The sequence below is a fragment of the Hespellia stercorisuis DSM 15480 genome (assembly GCF_900142165.1).
Lineage (GTDB): Bacteria > Bacillota > Clostridia > Lachnospirales > Lachnospiraceae > Hespellia > Hespellia stercorisuis.
Genome location: NZ_FQZY01000025.1, coordinates 47,679 through 64,474, shown reverse-complemented (window position 1 = coordinate 64,474; position 16,796 = coordinate 47,679). Strand labels below are relative to the sequence as shown.

At 45.5% G+C, this 16,796-nt stretch carries 16 protein-coding genes and 1 pseudogene; 10 read left to right on the top strand and 7 right to left on the bottom strand.

The genetic code is table 11. The annotated features are described in order from the left end of the window. The 7 genes from BUB85_RS09860 to rpiB form a co-directional block, all read left to right on the top strand. Positions 1–275: IS66 family transposase (locus tag BUB85_RS09860; RefSeq protein WP_143160695.1), on the top strand; the 275-nt coding region annotated here is incomplete at its 5' end. A gap of 32 nt (positions 276–307) precedes the next feature. Continuing rightward, the gene (locus tag BUB85_RS09855) at positions 308–853 is read left to right on the top strand and encodes a hypothetical protein (RefSeq protein WP_073109377.1); all 546 of its coding nucleotides are present in this window, start codon (positions 308–310) and stop codon (positions 851–853) included. Between the two features lie 381 nt (positions 854–1,234). Continuing rightward, positions 1,235–1,495: a type II toxin-antitoxin system Phd/YefM family antitoxin gene (locus BUB85_RS09850; RefSeq protein ID WP_073109374.1), complete on the top strand. Its 261-nt coding sequence runs from the start codon at positions 1,235–1,237 to the stop codon at positions 1,493–1,495. Then, the gene (locus BUB85_RS09845; protein ID WP_073109371.1) at positions 1,485–1,796 is read left to right on the top strand and encodes a type II toxin-antitoxin system RelE/ParE family toxin; all 312 of its coding nucleotides are present in this window, start codon (positions 1,485–1,487) and stop codon (positions 1,794–1,796) included. Before BUB85_RS09850 ends, BUB85_RS09845 begins: the two co-directional genes overlap by 11 nt. 200 nt (positions 1,797–1,996) lie before the next feature. After that, a complete protein-coding gene (locus BUB85_RS09840; RefSeq protein WP_073109368.1) occupies positions 1,997–2,602 on the top strand; it encodes an Rpn family recombination-promoting nuclease/putative transposase in 606 nt (201 codons plus the stop codon). 246 nt (positions 2,603–2,848) lie between these two features. Further along, entirely contained in the window at positions 2,849–3,631 is a 783-nt protein-coding gene (locus tag BUB85_RS09835; protein WP_073109365.1) for a triose-phosphate isomerase, read from the top strand. 159 nt (positions 3,632–3,790) lie between these two features. Beyond that, positions 3,791–4,237 carry a ribose 5-phosphate isomerase B gene (rpiB, locus tag BUB85_RS09830; RefSeq protein WP_073109362.1) on the top strand — a complete coding sequence of 149 codons (447 nt, stop codon included), beginning with the start codon at positions 3,791–3,793 and terminating at the stop codon, positions 4,235–4,237. Positions 4,238–4,503: 266 nt separating this feature from the next. On the opposite strand, the gene BUB85_RS09825 is transcribed toward rpiB, so the two are convergent. Further along, the gene (locus tag BUB85_RS09825) at positions 4,504–5,295 is read right to left on the bottom strand and encodes a Cof-type HAD-IIB family hydrolase (protein WP_073109359.1); all 792 of its coding nucleotides are present in this window, start codon (positions 5,293–5,295) and stop codon (positions 4,504–4,506) included. A 189-nt stretch (positions 5,296–5,484) separates the two neighbouring features. Here BUB85_RS09825 and BUB85_RS09820 point away from each other — a divergent pair, with 189 nt between their 5' ends. Further along, complete coding sequence (locus BUB85_RS09820; RefSeq protein WP_073109410.1) at positions 5,485–6,882, top strand: NAD(P)/FAD-dependent oxidoreductase; 1,398 nt, start codon at positions 5,485–5,487, stop codon at positions 6,880–6,882. A gap of 146 nt (positions 6,883–7,028) precedes the next feature. After that, a complete protein-coding gene (gene glmM, locus BUB85_RS09815; protein WP_073109358.1) occupies positions 7,029–8,375 on the top strand; it encodes a phosphoglucosamine mutase in 1,347 nt (448 codons plus the stop codon). 291 nt (positions 8,376–8,666) lie between these two features. On the opposite strand, the gene BUB85_RS09810 is transcribed toward glmM, so the two are convergent. From BUB85_RS09810 to BUB85_RS09790, 5 genes and pseudogenes are all read right to left on the bottom strand, one after another. Next, entirely contained in the window at positions 8,667–10,022 is a 1,356-nt protein-coding gene (locus BUB85_RS09810) for a sodium-dependent transporter (RefSeq protein WP_073109355.1), read from the bottom strand. 116 nt (positions 10,023–10,138) lie between these two features. Then, a complete protein-coding gene (locus tag BUB85_RS22000) occupies positions 10,139–10,393 on the bottom strand; it encodes an SPOR domain-containing protein (protein WP_242945401.1) in 255 nt (84 codons plus the stop codon). A 390-nt stretch (positions 10,394–10,783) separates the two neighbouring features. Next, positions 10,784–11,284: pseudogene (locus BUB85_RS09800) on the bottom strand (N-acetylmuramoyl-L-alanine amidase family protein); the annotation flags it as partial. An 18-nt stretch (positions 11,285–11,302) separates the two neighbouring features. Continuing rightward, positions 11,303–12,901, bottom strand: coding sequence for a recombinase family protein (locus BUB85_RS09795; protein WP_073109351.1), 1,599 nt, complete (start codon positions 12,899–12,901; stop codon positions 11,303–11,305). A 416-nt stretch (positions 12,902–13,317) separates the two neighbouring features. Then, positions 13,318–14,379 carry a LacI family DNA-binding transcriptional regulator gene (locus tag BUB85_RS09790; RefSeq protein ID WP_278319590.1) on the bottom strand — a complete coding sequence of 354 codons (1,062 nt, stop codon included), beginning with the start codon at positions 14,377–14,379 and terminating at the stop codon, positions 13,318–13,320. 51 nt (positions 14,380–14,430) lie between these two features. On the opposite strand from BUB85_RS09790, the gene BUB85_RS09785 reads away from it, so the two are divergent. Beyond that, positions 14,431–15,063, top strand: a complete 633-nt coding sequence (locus BUB85_RS09785) for a YesL family protein (RefSeq protein WP_073109344.1) — start codon at positions 14,431–14,433, stop codon at positions 15,061–15,063. Positions 15,064–15,281: 218 nt separating this feature from the next. Here BUB85_RS09785 and BUB85_RS09780 read toward each other — a convergent pair whose 3' ends face one another. Beyond that, the gene (locus BUB85_RS09780; protein ID WP_073109342.1) at positions 15,282–16,592 is read right to left on the bottom strand and encodes an MFS transporter; all 1,311 of its coding nucleotides are present in this window, start codon (positions 16,590–16,592) and stop codon (positions 15,282–15,284) included. Between the last annotated feature and the right edge of the window lie 204 nt (positions 16,593–16,796).

Sequence of the window (16,796 nt, the reverse complement as noted above, 5' to 3'; positions counted from 1 at the left end):
TACTAAATCTAATTGACAGACTTGTGAATTACAAGGCATCAGTCTGCTTATTTATAAAGAATCTCTGTGTTCCGTTTGATAATAACCTTGCGGAACGTGATTTGCGCATGATTAAGGTTAAAACCAAGGTCTCAGGATGTTTTCGCAGTGAGGAAGGCGCACAGGAATATCTTACAATCATGAGCTATATTGGGACTGCTCATAAGCATGGAATAAATGCTTTTACAGCAATCAGAGAAGCCCTTTTAGGGAATTCCGATATCATCTTTAACTAATGGAGTTCTGAACAGTTACGATAATTGATTATATGATGGGGGATGGTGAATTAGGAAAAAATCATGCATTTAAGTTGATAGTGGAAAAAGCTACAAAATCTGCAAAAGAAGATCGCTATCAGTCAATAGCAGAGTTGAAAGATGCATTTGATCGACTTTATAAGAGCTTATTGGAGGGAGACAACATAGAACAAATAAATAACGATATACACAATGGTATTTATAATGTGAATGTTGAAACATATTTATTGAAGTTGGTGTCGAATGATAAATTGTCTGCACAAATTGTTTCTAATAACTGGAATATGATTTCAGAAGTAATATGTAAATGTGATAATGAAAATCAATTAAAAATTGCAATCAATATTCAAGATACCTTTGTAAATGCAACAGGATATGGAGGATGGGAGAATTATGATTTGTTTGCTAGGTTAGCTTATAACATAGTTCAAGAAAGTGACATTTTGAGTGTAAGAAAGGTAGCATATGAAATACTTGATCATTGTGCATCAGTAAGATATGGTGCAAAGGACCTTTTAGATGATCTTCCATATGATATTGTAGAGCTTTTGAAATGATGTAATTGCATAAAATAAAAAAGAGGTGGTTGCCCAATAACATAATGGACAGCCATCTTTTCATATATTTTATAAGTAGATTTAACCGACCAGAATGCATGCTCATCGCAATCGTGTATCCTGGTGAGGTAAATCAGTTCAGAAAAAAAGATGATTTTTTTTTAGTCCTATCTTGACACAAGCAGAGAAGGTGAAAGCGTATCTGAGACGTGGGCGAGGCAGCTGCCCGGGATGGTGAGTCCTAATTCAATGACAGGGATTGTTAGTCTTTATCAAACATCAGTTAATATAAATAAAATTTCCAGAAAACAGACAGAATATCCAATTGAAAAAATGGCATAATAATGGTATAATTAAACCATAATTAAGGAGGTACATATTATGCCACAGATTATTCCAATTAAAGATTTGAAAAATACTTCTGAAATATCGGAGATGTGCCATAGAGCAGAAGAGCCAATCTATATTACAAAGAATGGATATGGTGACATGGTTATTATGAGCATGGAAAATTATGAAAACACCATTCATAGATTTAATGTTTATAGAGAACTGGAAATATCAGAAAAGCAGATTACAGAAGGAAGAACAAAAGACGCAAGAAGTTCGTTAAGTTTTATGAGGGCAAAATATGGTTTATAAACTCATTATTACCGATAGAGCTGAGGAACTGCTAGACCAATTGGTGAATTATATTCTTTTTAAGCTTAAAAATGAACCAGCAGCAAAACATTTGTTAGAGGGGGTTGAACAGTTGTATGACCGAATGGAAGAAAATCCATTTCAGTTTGCGGATTGCAGAGATTCCTTTCTAAAGAGTAAGGGATATAAAGAAGCTGTAGTGAAGGATATGGATTATATTTTAATATTTCGTGTTGATGATGACATCGTTTATGTGCTTGGAATATTTCACCAATTGGAAAATTACAAAGAAAAATTATAAGTGAAGGCATCAGACCCAGTGAAGGTTTGGTGCTTTTTCATTTACCGAATAACAATCCTATATGAAAGAAGTGATGCCTATGATTGTCCAGATCCCTCGCGGTTCTTAAAAAAATCATATAAATTGAGTAAAAAAACACAAAAATCATCGAGCTACAGTATTTCTAAAAAGTCTGAATAAAATCACATAAGGAGAATACCATGTCTAAAAATCTAATCAACACATCTAAAATCAAATTTTCGAGAACCTACTGCAACCTCCCCAGAGGCGGTTCCTATGCCGACATTCTTCCCTGCATACATATCGGAATCCTTAATTTTTCTCTTTTTCCAGACACTGCGGATCCATACGCCGAATACCTCCTGTCAAACACCAAAACCCACCAAGTTTATAGTGACAAGTTCTCCATCCGTGTGTTAGACTTAACACAGATAGAAACCGGTCAATTGCAGAAAGAGAAGCCAGAACTTTATTATTGGGCCAAACTCTTTATCGCCAAAACATGGGAGGAGATGCAGATGCTGAGTGAAAAATCTGAAGGAATCCAGGAGGCTGTTCTGACCCTGAAAGAGTTAACAGAAGATGAAAAGATCCAGCTGCAGTGCGAAGCACGGGAAATGTATGAACATACCATGGCATCGGCAGAACGGTTTGGACGGATCGCGGGGAAACGCGAAGGAAAGATTGAAGGCAAACGTGAGACAGCAGAAAAAATGCTGCGGGACGGGATGGATGAGGAGCAGATTCAAAAATATACTGGTCTGAGTCAGAAGGATATTGAGGATATTCGCCATACTGTCAAATAAAAAATAAATTGTAAGCAGGATGGAAACAGGTCGATGAAAATTGATCTGTTTCTTTTATCCATCGTCAGTAGTCTGATCTCTTACAATAAAACAGTGTGGCTTATTTTCCAGGGGATGAGAGAATTTGTGGAAGACAAGATGTAACGGATGCTCCTGCCGGGTCTCCGGCTTTGGACAGAAAGGCTTGTCTTTGCTCTGCACAACGTTTATAATATAGTAAGAATAAAAAACAGCTGGAGGAAGAAAATGAGCAAAAAATTACTTTTTGGAACGAATCTGAAGATGTACAAAACAATCAGGGACACAACAGAATATCTGCAGAAGCTGGTTGAGAATACAAAGGATATCAGCAGGGATGAGATTGAATTGTTTGTGATTCCGTCATTTACGACACTGAGCAATGCGGTGACGTGTGTGGACCGTCAGTATGTGAAGCTGGGAGCGCAGAATATGTGCTGGGAGGATGAAGGTCAGTTTACGGGGGAGATTTCTCCGGTTATGCTGAAAGAACTGGGGCTCGACCTTGTTATGATCGGTCATTCAGAACGGCGTCACGTGTTCGGTGAGACAGACATTGAGGAGAACAAAAAAGTAAAAGCGGCTCTGAACCACGGATTTACGACACTTCTGTGTATCGGTGAGACCGGAGAAGAGAAAGAATATGGCATCAGCGCGGAGGTTCTCCGCACACAGCTGATCGTGGGATTCCACGGAGTGCCGGCAGAGCAGGCTTCCAAAATCTGGGTAGCGTACGAGCCGGTCTGGTCAATCGGAGTCAACGGAACACCGGCAACGGCAGATTATGCGGAAGAGATGCACAAGGTCATCAAAGAGTGCCTGAACGAGATATTCGGAGATGTCGGAGCGGATATTCCGGTGCTGTACGGCGGCAGTGTGAATCCGGGGAACGCCAATGAACTGATCGTCCAGCCGTCCATCGATGGTCTCTTTACTGGAAGAAGTGCGTGGCAGGCAGATGCTTTCGACAAGCTGATCCGTGATGCGAAAGCAACTTATGAGAAGCAATAAAACAGCAGTACATGCGAAAGTGGCTTACGGGAAGCAATAAAACAGCAGTGCACGAAAGTGGCTTACGAGAAACAACAAAACAGCGGTGCATGCGAAAGCACCGTATGAGAAGCAATAACGGGAATAAAAAATGAAAGAGGCAGGAGAAAGGGAGCAGCAATGAAAATAGGAATTGGAAATGACCACTCGGCGGTGGAGATGAAGAATGAGATAAAAGAGTACTTGGAGAGCAAGGGACATGAGGTTGTAAATTTCGGAACAGATTTGACCGAGAGCTGTAATTATCCGGAGTATGGCGAAGCGGTGGGCCGTGCGGTCGCATCTGGTGAGGTGGACTGCGGTGTTCTGATCTGCGGAACCGGGATCGGAATCTCTCTGGCAGCCAACAAAGTGAAAGGGGTTCGTGCTGCCGTGTGCAGCGAACCGTGCTCGGCAAGACTGACCAAGCAGCACAACAATGCGAACATCATCGCATTCGGAGCAAGAATTGTAGGGATTGAAGTGGCGAAAGAGATCGTGGATGCCTGGCTTGACACGAAGTTCGAAGGTGGAAGACATCAGACCAGAGTGGATATGCTTATGGCAATTGAGAACAAACAGGAATAGAACGAGAATAGAATAAGAAAAAACCGGAATAAAATGGCAATGAAATAACCATACAAAGGGGCTGCCGCACAAAACATAAATCATACAGGATGCGAAATCGCAGAACACGAAATCGCAGAACACGAAGTCGTAAAATACGAAACCGTAAAATGCGAAATCGTTTCGATCATGTATGAAGTACGTTTCATGCGACAGCCCTTATTCCTCTGTCTTGCAGAGTGACAAAATCAAGTACAGTCAGACGAAAAGCGAATGGGCCGGCAACACTAGATTTCCGCCAGAATATCCGCCAGAACATCGTCTACGGAATCAGTGACGTCATCGGAATAGTAGGAGATGCCGGGAGCAGCATTGGACATGGCATAGCCGGTTCCGACATATTGAAGCATCTCGACGTCATTGTACTGATCCCCGAAAGCGATACATTCTTCCGGCCGGATCTGCAGCTTATCCAGAAGGTGCTGGAGCCCCACTGCTTTGTTTGTGTCGGGAGCGATAAAATCAATCCAGAAATTTCCGGAGGTGACGATCTTAATCTCAGAGCCGAACTGATTCTGCAGGTGCTTCAGGTACTTGTCGATGACATGCGGGCCGTCGATCAGATTGCAGATGGCAATTTTTAAAATCGGGCTTTGAATCGTGCGGAGATCGTCGATGATCTCTGTCTTATTTTTCATAACGTCTGTGATGCGGTAGACAAAGTCAGGATCGTTCCCCTCTATGTAGCAGGTATCCCTGCAGGACACGACCGTGTCAAATTTATTCTGAATTTTGAGCTCTTCCAAAATGCGGTGAGCGAGGCGGTCATCGATTGTTTTCTCGAAAATCAACTGGTTTTCGTGAAATGCAAGAGATCCGTTTTCTGCCACGTAGGAGATTTTATCCCGGATGCCGCCGAACAAAGTGCGCATGCACTGGTACTGGCGTCCGCTGGCAGCCACGAAGACAATTCCCTTTTCTGTTATTTTTCTGATCAGTTCGACAGAGCGCGGGGACAGTGCTTGGGCACCGTTCTGCAGCAGCGTTCCGTCCAGATCACTCGCAATTAATTTAATCATGTAATACCTCCGAAATAATTTATACTTCGTATATTACCCCAAAAACAAAGATTTGTACACCCTTGTTCTTAGCCGGAGAGCGTGTTATTATAAGAAAGGTTGAATCTGGCGGGTCGCGGCGATCTGCCTTGACAAAGAAGAGAGGCGGATGTTTCGCTTCTTCCACCATAAGAAAGTTGAGTGATGAATATGAATAACTATGATGTTATTATTATTGGAGCCGGTCCGTCCGGCATATTCTGCGCCTATGAATTGAAGCGTCAGCAGCCGGATATCAGGGTGCTGATGATCGAGAAAGGACGCTCGATCGAGGAGAGAAACTGTCCGAAGCGCGTGACGAAAAAATGTGTCGGCTGTCAGCCCTGCTCTATTACGACAGGATTTGCGGGAGCGGGAGCATTTTCGGATGGAAAATTGTCGCTGTCACCGGATGTGGGCGGAACACTTCCTGAGATTCTGGGGTATGAGCGTGCTACGGAGCTGATCAACGAGGCAGACAGCATCTATCTGAAGTTTGGCGCGGATACGAGAGTGTACGGAATCGATGACGCGGAGGCGATTACGGCAATCCGCACGAAGGCGATCCGTGCGAATCTGAAGCTGATCGAATGTCCGATCCGGCATCTCGGAACGGAGGAGGGCTATAAAATCTATACAAGACTCCAGCACCATCTGCAGGAAATGGGAGTAGATATCCTGTTTCGAACGATGGTGACAGACATTATCATAGAGGACGATGCGGCAAAGGGTGTCATCACGGATAAAGGGGAGGCCTACTACGCACCGGAGATTGTCTCCGGAGTGGGACGCGAGGGCTCGGAGTGGTTTGCCAATGTCTGTAAGGATCACGAGATCGAGACGGCCAACGGAACCGTGGATGTAGGTGTCCGTGTGGAAGTGCGCGATGAGATCATGCAGGAACTGAATGAGAAGCTGTATGAGGCCAAGCTGGTCTACTATACGCCGACCTTTGACGATAAGGTGCGTGTGTTCTGTACCAATCCGTCCGGTGAGGTGGCAACCGAATATTATGAGGATGGTCTGGCGGTGGTGAACGGGCATGCATATAAGTCCTCGGATATGAAGACGAACAACACAAATTTTGCACTGCTTGTCTCCAAGAATTTCACGGAACCGTTCAAATCGCCGATCGAATACGGCAAACACATTGCCCAGCTGGGGAATATGCTCTGCGACGGCAAGATTCTTCTGCAGCGCTACGGTGATTTTAAAAGAGGAAGAAGAACCACCGGCGAGCGTCTTGTCCGCAACAACATTACGCCGACTTTGAAGGATGCGGTGCCGGGTGATTTGTCTCTGGTGTTCCCACACCGAATCATGGTGGCAATCGACGAGATGATCAAGGCTCTGGACAAGGTGACGCCGGGAATCGCGAGCGATGAGACGCTGCTCTACGGCGTGGAAGTGAAATTTTATTCCAATAAGGTTCTGGTGAATTCGGATTTTGAGACGAATATCAGGGGACTGCGCGCAATGGGAGACGGCGCATCGGTGACCCGGGGACTTCAGCAGGCATCGGCCAACGGACTTGCTGTGGCAAAAAGCATTATAAAAAAGCGTGGTTGAAAATGTGCCGGTCAGAGTGTATTATAAAAAAGTGATATAAGCAGGATCACAGAGGAAAAATCGTTTTTGAAATTACGGGATTGAAAGCATCGTGTGATAAAGAGGCGTATAATAAAGAAACAGCATTACAGCTAAAGGAGAAAAACATGGGTAAATATTTTGGAACAGACGGATTTCGCGGGGAGGCTAACGTAGTGCTTACCGTGGAGCATGCATTTAAAGTGGGACGTTATCTCGGATGGTATTTCGGGCAGGAGCACAAGGCAAGAATCGTGATCGGCAAGGATACGAGACGAAGCAGCTATATGTTTGAGTATGCGCTGGCGGCAGGTCTCACCGCCTCCGGGGCAGACGCGTACCTTCTTCATGTCACGACGACTCCAAGTGTATCCTACGTGGTGAGAACCGAAGATTTTGACTGTGGAATCATGATTTCAGCCAGCCACAACCCATTTTATGACAACGGAATCAAAGTCATCAACGGTGCCGGACATAAGATCGAGGCGGAGGTTGAGCAGGAAGTTGAGGCTTATATCGACGGAGAGGTGGAAGAACTTCCACTGGCGACGGGGGAGAGCATAGGACGCACGATTGACTACGCAGCGGGACGTAACCGCTATATCGGACATCTGATCTCTGTGGCGACCCGTTCCTTCAAGGACATGAGAGTCGGACTGGACTGTTCCAACGGAAGTGCATCCAGTATCGCGAAGAGTGTGTATGATGCGTTGGGGGCGAAGACGTTTGTTATCAACAGTGAGCCGGATGGAACGAACATCAACACAAACTGCGGATCCACCCATATTGAGATACTGCAGCAGTATGCGAAAGACAACAAGCTGGATGTAGCGTTTGCGTTTGACGGAGATGCGGATCGCTGTATCGCAGTGGACGAGAATGGCAGCGTGGTTGACGGAGACCTGATTCTCTATGTATGCGGAAAGTATCTGATGGAGCAGGGCAGACTGGAGGGCAACACCATCGTCACGACAATCATGTCCAATCTGGGATTGTACAAAGCCTGCGATAAGATCGGCATGAAGTACGAGCAGACGGCAGTGGGCGATAAATACGTGTACGAGAATATGCTTCAGAATGGTTTTGTGCTCGGCGGAGAGCAGTCTGGTCACGTTATTTTCAGCAAGCATGCAAGAACCGGTGACGGAATCCTTACTTCATTGATGATTATGGAAGTAATCATGGAGAAGAAGATGAGTCTCGGGAAGTTGACAGAGGAAGTGCAGATCTACCCGCAGCTTCTGAAAAATGTCCGCGTGACAGATAAGACTGTGGCGAGAGAAAATCCAGCCATGAAAGCGGCAGTGGATTCGGTGGCTGCTGCGCTCGGAGATGACGGAAGAATCCTTGTCAGAGAGAGCGGTACCGAGCCGGTTATCCGTGTTATGGTAGAGGCGGCGACCGATGAGATTTGTGAGAAATACGTTGATCAGGTGATCAAAGTGATCGAGGCAGAAGGCCTCTGCGCAAATTAAAAGAGATTTGAACGTCCGATTTATAAAGCCTGTAAAAAAGATGTAGAGAAGATGTAGAAAATTCAAGACTCGCTCGCGAGTCTTGGTGCGAGATTCGGTCAGCTTTGCTGACATCTTCTTCTTCGAATCTCTGCACATCCTTACATCTGATATATACAGGAAAAACATACGGAAAATAAAAAGCAACGGCACATCATATCGTGCCGTTGCTTTTTCATATAATAGGAAAATCCTTTGGACCCCCTATTATATGAAAACCCTCTGGGGATGATAAGAGCCTCCCTGATGAGGTTAGATACTGAAAATCCCCAGCGCATTCAGTACAGAACTTACCAAAATTGCAATCAGGAAGATCGGTGCAACCCATTTGATCATAACTGTAAATAATTTCTCTGACTTGAAAGATTCGCCGTTTCGTCTTACTTCGTCCGAGATCGCCTTCGGTTTGATGATAAAACCGACAAAGAAACAGGTCAGGATCGCGACGATCGGCATCAGTATGCTGTTGCTGACAAAGTCCCAGAAATCCAGAATATCAAATCCGAGTGGCTGGAATCCGCTCCACACACCGAATCCGAGTGAGGAAGGTATCCCCAGGATAAGTGCCAGAACCAGAACGAGCAGACAGCTCTTCGGCCGGTCAAGTTTCCACTTATCCATGACGATGGACACGATGGTCTCCATCAGGGAAATCGCGGAGGTAAGTGCAGCGAAAAATACTAAAATAAAGAATACCGTTCCGATGAAAGCACCACCTGGCATGGATGCGAATACCTTCGGAAGTGTGATGAACATAAGTCCCGGGCCGGCACTCATGGCTGATTTGTCTCCGCCGGAGAATGCGTACACGGCAGGGACGATCATAAGACCAGCAAAGAATGCAATTGCGGTGTCAAAAATTTCAATCTGCCGCACGGAACGCTCCAGATTGTTTTCTTTTCTCATGTAAGAGCCGTAGGTGATCATGATACCCATAGCCAGCGACATGGAATAGAATAACTGCCCCATGGCTGCGAGAACGGTTTTGACAGAAAAATCTGCCATATTCGGTTTTATATAGTACATCAGGCCGCCCATGGCACCGTCAAGAGTCAGTGCGTAGATGGAGATACCGATCGTAAGAACCACGAGAAGCGGCATCAGAAACTTACTGACGATCTCGATTCCCTTCTCCACACCCATAAAAACGACGATGGCTGTACAACCGATAAAGATGAAAAACCAGGTGATCGGGCTGGTGGTGCTGGCGATAAAATCGGTAAAATAAGAATCACCGGCTGCGGCTGCCATACCGCCGCTCACAAATGTTACAAAGTACTTCACGACCCATCCACCGATTACACAGTAGTATGGGAAGATGATGAACGGAACAATTGCTGACAGGACACCGAGAAATCCGAATCGTTTGTCCAGTGCAGTATATGCGCCGATGGCGCTGAGTCCTGTCTTACGGCCGAGTGCCAGCTCGGCGATCATTAGGGAAAAACCGAACGTGATTGCTAATATCAGATACACCAGCAAAAATGTTCCACCGCCGTACTTGGCTGCCAGATAGGGAAAACGCCAGATGTTTCCCAGACCGACTGCGGATCCGGCTGCAGCAAGAATGAAACCGATCCTGCTGGTAAAATTGCTTCTTTTCTTCATAGAAAATCCTCCTCAAAGTATAAGTACTTCCATTATAATTCGAGGAGGAAAAATTTACAAGGATTACATGAAAAATGTCATATCCAATTAGCTTGCGTGTGAACCGTAACCATACATTACAGGATGATAATCGTGGCATAACCGGTGGATTTTAATTTGTTTTCCATATCGGCGGCATCGTCAAGGTTGTCAAATGATCCCACAAGAACGCGATAATATCCGCCGGAGTCCTGAATAAATGCAGGAAAGTCCATGGAGAGCAGCTCCTGGAGCAGACGTTTGGCGTACACTTCGTTGCGGAAGGCGCCGGTCTGGACGTGATAAACAGCACCGGACGGAGCCGGACGTGTAACCGGTCGGGACGGCGGCATCGGAGCGGATCGGGAAGGAGCGGTTCCAGTACCGGGCATTTCACCGGATCGGGAAGGAGCAGCACCAGTATCAGGCATCGGAGCAGACCGGGATGGGACAGTTCCGGCGTCCGGCATCTGCCGTGGCTGGGAATCCGGTGTGGTTCTGGTACCCGGCATCGGCATCCGTGGCCAGGAATCGGGTGGGGCCATATCGGGCATCGGCATCCGTGGCCAGGAATCCGGAGCGGTCATATCGTGCATTGGCATCCGTGGCCAGGCATCCGGTGTGGTCATATCGGGCATCGGCATCCGTGGCCAGGCATCCGGAGCGGTCATATCGGGCATTGGCATCCGTGGCATGGTGTCCGGGGAAAAGGCAGGCTCCTCCTGTGGAAATGCCTCGAACTGCGTGTCGAGCGTCTCCGTGATACCGTCGGCGATGGCCTCGGCAATTTCCTGGAATTTTGCATCAAATAAAGCATTGTCCTTCTCATTGTTGATGAATCCGACCTCCACAAGCACAGCCGGCATGCGGGTGCGCCGCAGCACGATCAGGTTGGGGCGGGCTTTCACGCCGAGATTGCGAAAGCCAATGTTTTCCAAAGCGGCATTGATGTTCTCACCAAGAAGATACTTGATTCCGGATTTGTCATAGACAAGGGATTCCACCCCTGTAGCAGTGTTGGCGGTCGGGAAGGAGTTGCGGTGAATGGAGACGAAATAATCGACTCCGGCAGCGTTGGCTTTCATCGCTTTTTCGTAAGGTGATTCATAAATGTCGGTGGTGCGTGTATATTGGACGTCAAAACCGCGGTCCTGAAGGATTTTTCCGATGGCAAGAACAAGGTTCAGCGCATCGTCTTTTTCCTGTCTGCCGTTATAGACAGCACCGGGATCGCGCCCGCCGTGGGGCGAACATCACTTGCGCTAGTTTACGGTTTCTAAAGTCTGTCGGAACAGATAATCCAGTTCGTCTGAGAATCGATATACGATTCGTACAGTCTGATTCTCATAGATGAAGATGGTTTCAATCATATCCAGCAGAATTTGTTTATCTAATTCTTCGATTTTCCCTGCATGGAGCAGTTGTTGTAACCACGGATTCTGGACAAAGTCCTCATGCTGACTGCGCTGTTCATGAACGGATTGCAGCTGCAGTGCCAACTGCTTTTTTGTGTTATTACATTTCACACCATAAGTCAGAAATTCGTCTTTGGTCAGAAGTCCTTCCTTATAATCGTCGTAGGCTTCTGCCTTCTTGCGGATACATTTTTCCAAGTCACTTTGCAGCTTTTCTTCCGTTTTTATCAGATTTCTTTCCGGTTTTTCCGGCTGTTCTTTCCTGACTATTTCGGTCAAATTTTCTGCCTGCCCGATAATGATATTCAAGTCGTTCAGTACGATTTCTGTTAGAACAGATTCTCTGATCGCGTGGGGCGTGCAAAAGCCTGAACCGATACGCTTGTACGTACCGCATCGATAAGTGATCTTATCATTCCATACAGTCTTTACTAAAGACCGCCCACAATCACCGCACTTGATCAGCCCGGCAAATAAGGTCGTCGGCACATTGACTTTCATACTTCGGGTATTCTTGGACAGAAGAATCTGTGTCTGTTCAAAGAGCACCTTATCAATGATGGCTTCGTGAGCATCAGCAACTCGTACCCATTGCTCGGACGGAACTCGTTTGGGTTTTCGATTGATAGAACGAATTGTTTTTCCCTGCACAAGTGTTCCGATATAGGTCTCATTTTTCAAGATGTTCTTTACGGTCGATTCTGTCCAATAGGAAGTGGCTGATAACCGGTTGTTGTTGTGATAGTTTGAACCATTCATTTCCTTATATGAAGAGGGGCAAAGAATACCGTCCACATTCAATGCTTTTGCAATTGTCTGCATTCCCATTCCACTGAGGAAAAGTCGAAAGATTCGTTTTACCACCTCTGCTGCATAAGGATCTACGATGAAATGGTGTTTGTCTAAATGATCTTTTTGGTATCCGTAAGGAGCAAATGCCGCAACACATTTTCCATCTTCCTGCATTTGGTGCATTACTCGCTGAACTTTACGGGATGTGTCTCTTGCGTGGAACTCGTTGAACAGATTTTGGATTGGAAGAAGAATATCCTGCCCTGCAATGTCGGGATTGTCGCTGTCGTAATTTTCGGAGATAGAAATGAAACGGATATCCCACTGTGGAAAATAGCGTTCGATATACATTCCTGCCATCACATAATCTCTTGCGAAGCGAGACAGGTCTTTGACCAGAATACAGGAAATTTTATGATTTTTAATATCGGAGAGCATTCTTTCGAACCCTGGTCTTTGAAAATTTGTTCCCGAATATCCATCATCCACGTACTCGTCATACAGTTTTAAATCTGAGTGATCCCTGATATAGCGGAGGAGAATTTCTCTTTGATGTGTGACGGAGTTGCTTTCATCTTTATCGCCATCTTCACGTGATAAGCGGATGTAAATGGCGGTATTTAATTGTCTGGTGTCGTCATTTGAGTTTTTCATAATCCACACCTCGTGTGCCGATATAACCCTTGCCTGCATTGCAGCCGTCAAAGAGAAAGATCACATCTATTTTCTGTGCCAGTTGCCAGGTATGCGTAAATCGATTCAGTGAACCGATTTTAAGTGGGTTTTGACTATCTTTTCTACAAATGTTTTACAAGAGTATTCTTTTCTATACTCCCTTAAAATGGTGTACTTCACTGGCTCCTTCGGTTTACCTTTGTTCATAAAAAACGCTCCTTATTGATTGCTCAATTAAGGATATGCGAATACAAGTAATTACTTGCTATCACGTTTATTCTGTTATGCCATAAATCTGTCCTTTTTTTATCTCCATTCGTCTCTGCCTGCACGTTCATGTAACTGAAGAGCGGGCTTTGAAAATAATTTTGTATCAATAATACAGCATATTGGAATCACAGATCCAGAGGATTTATCACCGCAACGGAGTCGCGCACGACGACTTCTGTCGGAAGAGAGATATTCTTCTGGCGAAATTCCTTTGTCACAATGACTTCGATCAGCGCATGGACGGCTTCGCGCCCTTTCTCGGCAATATTCTGGCGCACTGTGGTCAGCTTTGGCCGGCACTGTGAGGCAAAATGAATATCATCAAAGCCTGCAATGGAGATATCCTTTGGAATCTGGAGACCCATGTCAAGAAAGAGATTCATCGCTTCGATCGCCAGATGATCGGAGGAGAAAAACAGCACAGTAGAGCCGCGAAAACCATCTGTTGCAAAGGCAGATAAAAAGGCATGCCGTTTTCTGGAATCCACATCAAGAGGAACAAAACAACTGCTGTCGGCCGGGAGCCCGGCTTGCTTCAGGGCGTCGCACATGCCCAGCCCGCGCTGCATATCAATGTAATTTTCCTGCAGGTCCAGTGACAGGAATGAAATCTTCTGATGACCGCATTGCAGCAGATATTTCGTGAGATCCCGTCCACCCTCGTAATCCTGCAGACCGATATTGATAAATTTAGACTTGATACCATGAAAACTCGTATCAATGGCAACGACCGGTACCTCGACTTTTGATTTAAAGTTTACATATTGCCCGGCGGTAAATCCGAGGAGAATAATACCCTCCACGTTCCAGGCTCGCGCCATATTCGTGCACTCATCGACATCTTCATTGTGATAGAGCATCAGAAAATATCCGTTTTCCGTTATTTCCTGTTCAATTGCACCAACGATGGCTCCGGCGAACGGATCGTCCAAAGGAAACTGATCTTCGTTGGTGTGATAAGCCATGATCACGGCAATGATCTTTGAACCATAATTGCCGAGAAGTCTGCCGCCCATATTGGAGACGTAGTTGGACTGCTCAATGACCTGCTGTACCCGGTTTAACTTATCCTTTGATATTTTATTGTAACGGCCGTGCAGCACATTTGAGACGGTGGTCGGACTTACACCTGCGAGCTCAGCCATTTGTTTGATTGTAATCATTTGACTTCCCTTTCTTCTTACAATTTGTTATAATATTTTTATTGTGACTTTACCATGATCAAAGGAGATAGCAGAATGAGAAATATATTTAACATGGATGGACCGGTTTTTACGCTTTTATCCAAAGCGGCGGATATTCTGATTTTAAACATCATGTTTCTGGTTACGTGCGTACCGATCATTACGATAGGCGCCGGATTGACGGCCCTGTATGCTACAGCCATGAAGTGCATCTGCCGGGGGGAGGGGTATGTGTTCAAAACCTTTTTGAAAGAGTTTACATCACACTTTAAACATTCAACCTTGAGTTATCTTCTGGTTGCTGCAGCGTATATGATTCTCTATGTAGACTTCCGGTTTGTATCTGCGATGCCTTCAACGGCAGTATCCTGGATTCTGAGTATCGTCGTCTGCTCAGTAGTTCTGCTTTTGTCGATGATGGTATCCTATTTATTTGCATACATTGCGGTAGCAGATACGACGATGAAAGAGATCTTTAAAAATTCTATGATTATTTCAATTGCGCGGCTGCCGTTTACGGTACTTATGATTGCGCTGAACCTTGCCCCGGTCATTATGGTACTTGTCAGCGGATATATCTACGTCCAGGTGATGGCATTCTATTTTCTGGCAGGATTTGCTGTGGTCGCATCGGTGAATAGCCTGCTGCTCAACAAAACCTTTAAAAAATTTAATTTGATCGATTAAGCAGAGGAGCAGAAATCCTCTGCTTATTTTATGTAATAGGAAAGTTCTCTGAACTTTCCTATTACATAAAAACCCTCCGGGGGATGCGCACTACGCACAAATGGAATATGGTCACTGACTGAGGTGACCGCGCTTCGGCGCGAGAGTTTCGCATGCGAAACTCTTTGTTCTATCATAGGAAATTAGCCAGTCATGCAAGATAAAGATCCCGTGGATCCTTATTTTGTTCTGCGTTCTATCAATTCATCCAAAATCTTTGGATACTGTTTATCCAGCTTATAAAACATCCCAACAAAAACGGTTATCATCATGAACACAATCGGTATGACGATAAATGCAACACGAATACTCAGCAGCGCAGAAGCACTTTGCTGCCCGCTCTCGGTATAACCGCCGAGATTGAGGATCAGCGGTGTGAGAAACGTACCGAATACCATGCCGAGCTTTGCGACGCCCATCATCACGGACGTCATAAATCCCTGCAGCCGGTAGCCGCTCATCCACTCGGCATGATCAATCGTATCAATGCATTGAACAAAGTAGATGCACGATGCCATCACAGCACCGATTCCTGCCAGCAAATTGAAGATAAAAACCAGAACAGCGGACTTGCCGCTGATCCAGATCGCGAGTACGCATAAACTGGAAAATACAAGGCTGGCAGAAGCTACATTGCGCTTGCCGAACCGCTGTACAAGTTTTGGCAGAAACGGACTGACAAAAAAGAATACAAATGTGGGAGCGGTCAGAAGTGCAGCGGCAAGGGTCTCGTTATGCAGAATGTACTTGGCATAATATACGGTATTTTGCGAGCGGGTGATACTGGCTATGAACTGAAAAAACTGGAGTGTACAGATCAGTACAAAGGGCTTGCAGTTCCACATGATTTTCAGTGCACTTCCAAGAGGCAGTGAAGAAGTCTCTCCCGTCACGCGCTCTCTTGTGTTTTTAAAACACAGGAACAATGCCAGAAAGGCAATGATCCCGAACAATGTGGCCGTTGCGGAAAACCCGATCCATTTCGCGAACAGAAGCGTACAGCTCGAGGCAATGATCCCGCCGAGTGACATGCCCATATTTTTGGCGACATTGCATGCGAGCCGCTCTCCTTCATGGTCAGTGATGGCCGTCAGCAGCGAAGTATATGCGCCGTTTCCCAATGAATAGGAGACTGCGAAAATCAGATACATCACGAATGCAAAAGGAGCCCGGTAGGAAATGGGAATTTTATCGGTGAAAAAACAGGCGATAAAAGTCAGAACAATGACGGGGGCCGAATACAGGATGTAAGGACGCAGCTTTCCAAAACGACTGTGGGTCTTGTCGAAGAGGATACCGGTGAACGGGTTCAGGAATGCATCCAGCAGACGGCTGAAAGTCAGGAGTCCGCCGGCGATGGCGATGGACAGGCCGGCATAGTCCGTGAAGTAGAACAGGACGTAGGAGGACATGGTTGAGAATGTCAGGTTGCTGGCGAAGTCTCCTAAACCGTAGGAAAATTTTTCTTTGGTGCTCAAGGGTGTGTGCATGGTCGTACTCCTTTTCGATGAGGTTTTGTATGCATCATAATATAGCATGTTTGGGTGGAATGTCAATTGCTTTTAGTAAAATTAGCATATAAAATGCACTAAATATTTTTGAAATCATTGTATGTTTTGATGGTGTTGCGCAACACCTATTGAATTGTCAGTGCGGGTATGATAGTATCGAAATGTAATTTGCAGATGTTTCAT

Coding starts and splice junctions, on each gene's coding strand:
- BUB85_RS09850 (WP_073109374.1), top strand. CDS start 1,235: ATGCCACAGATTATTCCAATTAAAGATTTGAAAAATACTTCTGAAATA.
- BUB85_RS09840 (WP_073109368.1), top strand. CDS start 1,997: ATGTCTAAAAATCTAATCAACACATCTAAAATCAAATTTTCGAGAACC.
- BUB85_RS09785 (WP_073109344.1), top strand. CDS start 14,431: ATGAGAAATATATTTAACATGGATGGACCGGTTTTTACGCTTTTATCC.
- BUB85_RS09835 (WP_073109365.1), top strand. CDS start 2,849: ATGAGCAAAAAATTACTTTTTGGAACGAATCTGAAGATGTACAAAACA.
- BUB85_RS22000 (WP_242945401.1), bottom strand. CDS start 10,393: ATGCCGCCGTCCCGACCGGTTACACGTCCGGCTCCGTCCGGTGCTGTT.
- BUB85_RS09855 (WP_073109377.1), top strand. CDS start 308: ATGATGGGGGATGGTGAATTAGGAAAAAATCATGCATTTAAGTTGATA.
- BUB85_RS09810 (WP_073109355.1), bottom strand. CDS start 10,022: ATGAAGAAAAGAAGCAATTTTACCAGCAGGATCGGTTTCATTCTTGCT.
- BUB85_RS09820 (WP_073109410.1), top strand. CDS start 5,485: ATGAATAACTATGATGTTATTATTATTGGAGCCGGTCCGTCCGGCATA.
- glmM (WP_073109358.1), top strand. CDS start 7,029: ATGGGTAAATATTTTGGAACAGACGGATTTCGCGGGGAGGCTAACGTA.
- BUB85_RS09825 (WP_073109359.1), bottom strand. CDS start 5,295: ATGATTAAATTAATTGCGAGTGATCTGGACGGAACGCTGCTGCAGAAC.
- BUB85_RS09845 (WP_073109371.1), top strand. CDS start 1,485: ATGGTTTATAAACTCATTATTACCGATAGAGCTGAGGAACTGCTAGAC.
- rpiB (WP_073109362.1), top strand. CDS start 3,791: ATGAAAATAGGAATTGGAAATGACCACTCGGCGGTGGAGATGAAGAAT.
- BUB85_RS09780 (WP_073109342.1), bottom strand. CDS start 16,592: ATGCACACACCCTTGAGCACCAAAGAAAAATTTTCCTACGGTTTAGGA.
- BUB85_RS09795 (WP_073109351.1), bottom strand. CDS start 12,901: ATGAAAAACTCAAATGACGACACCAGACAATTAAATACCGCCATTTAC.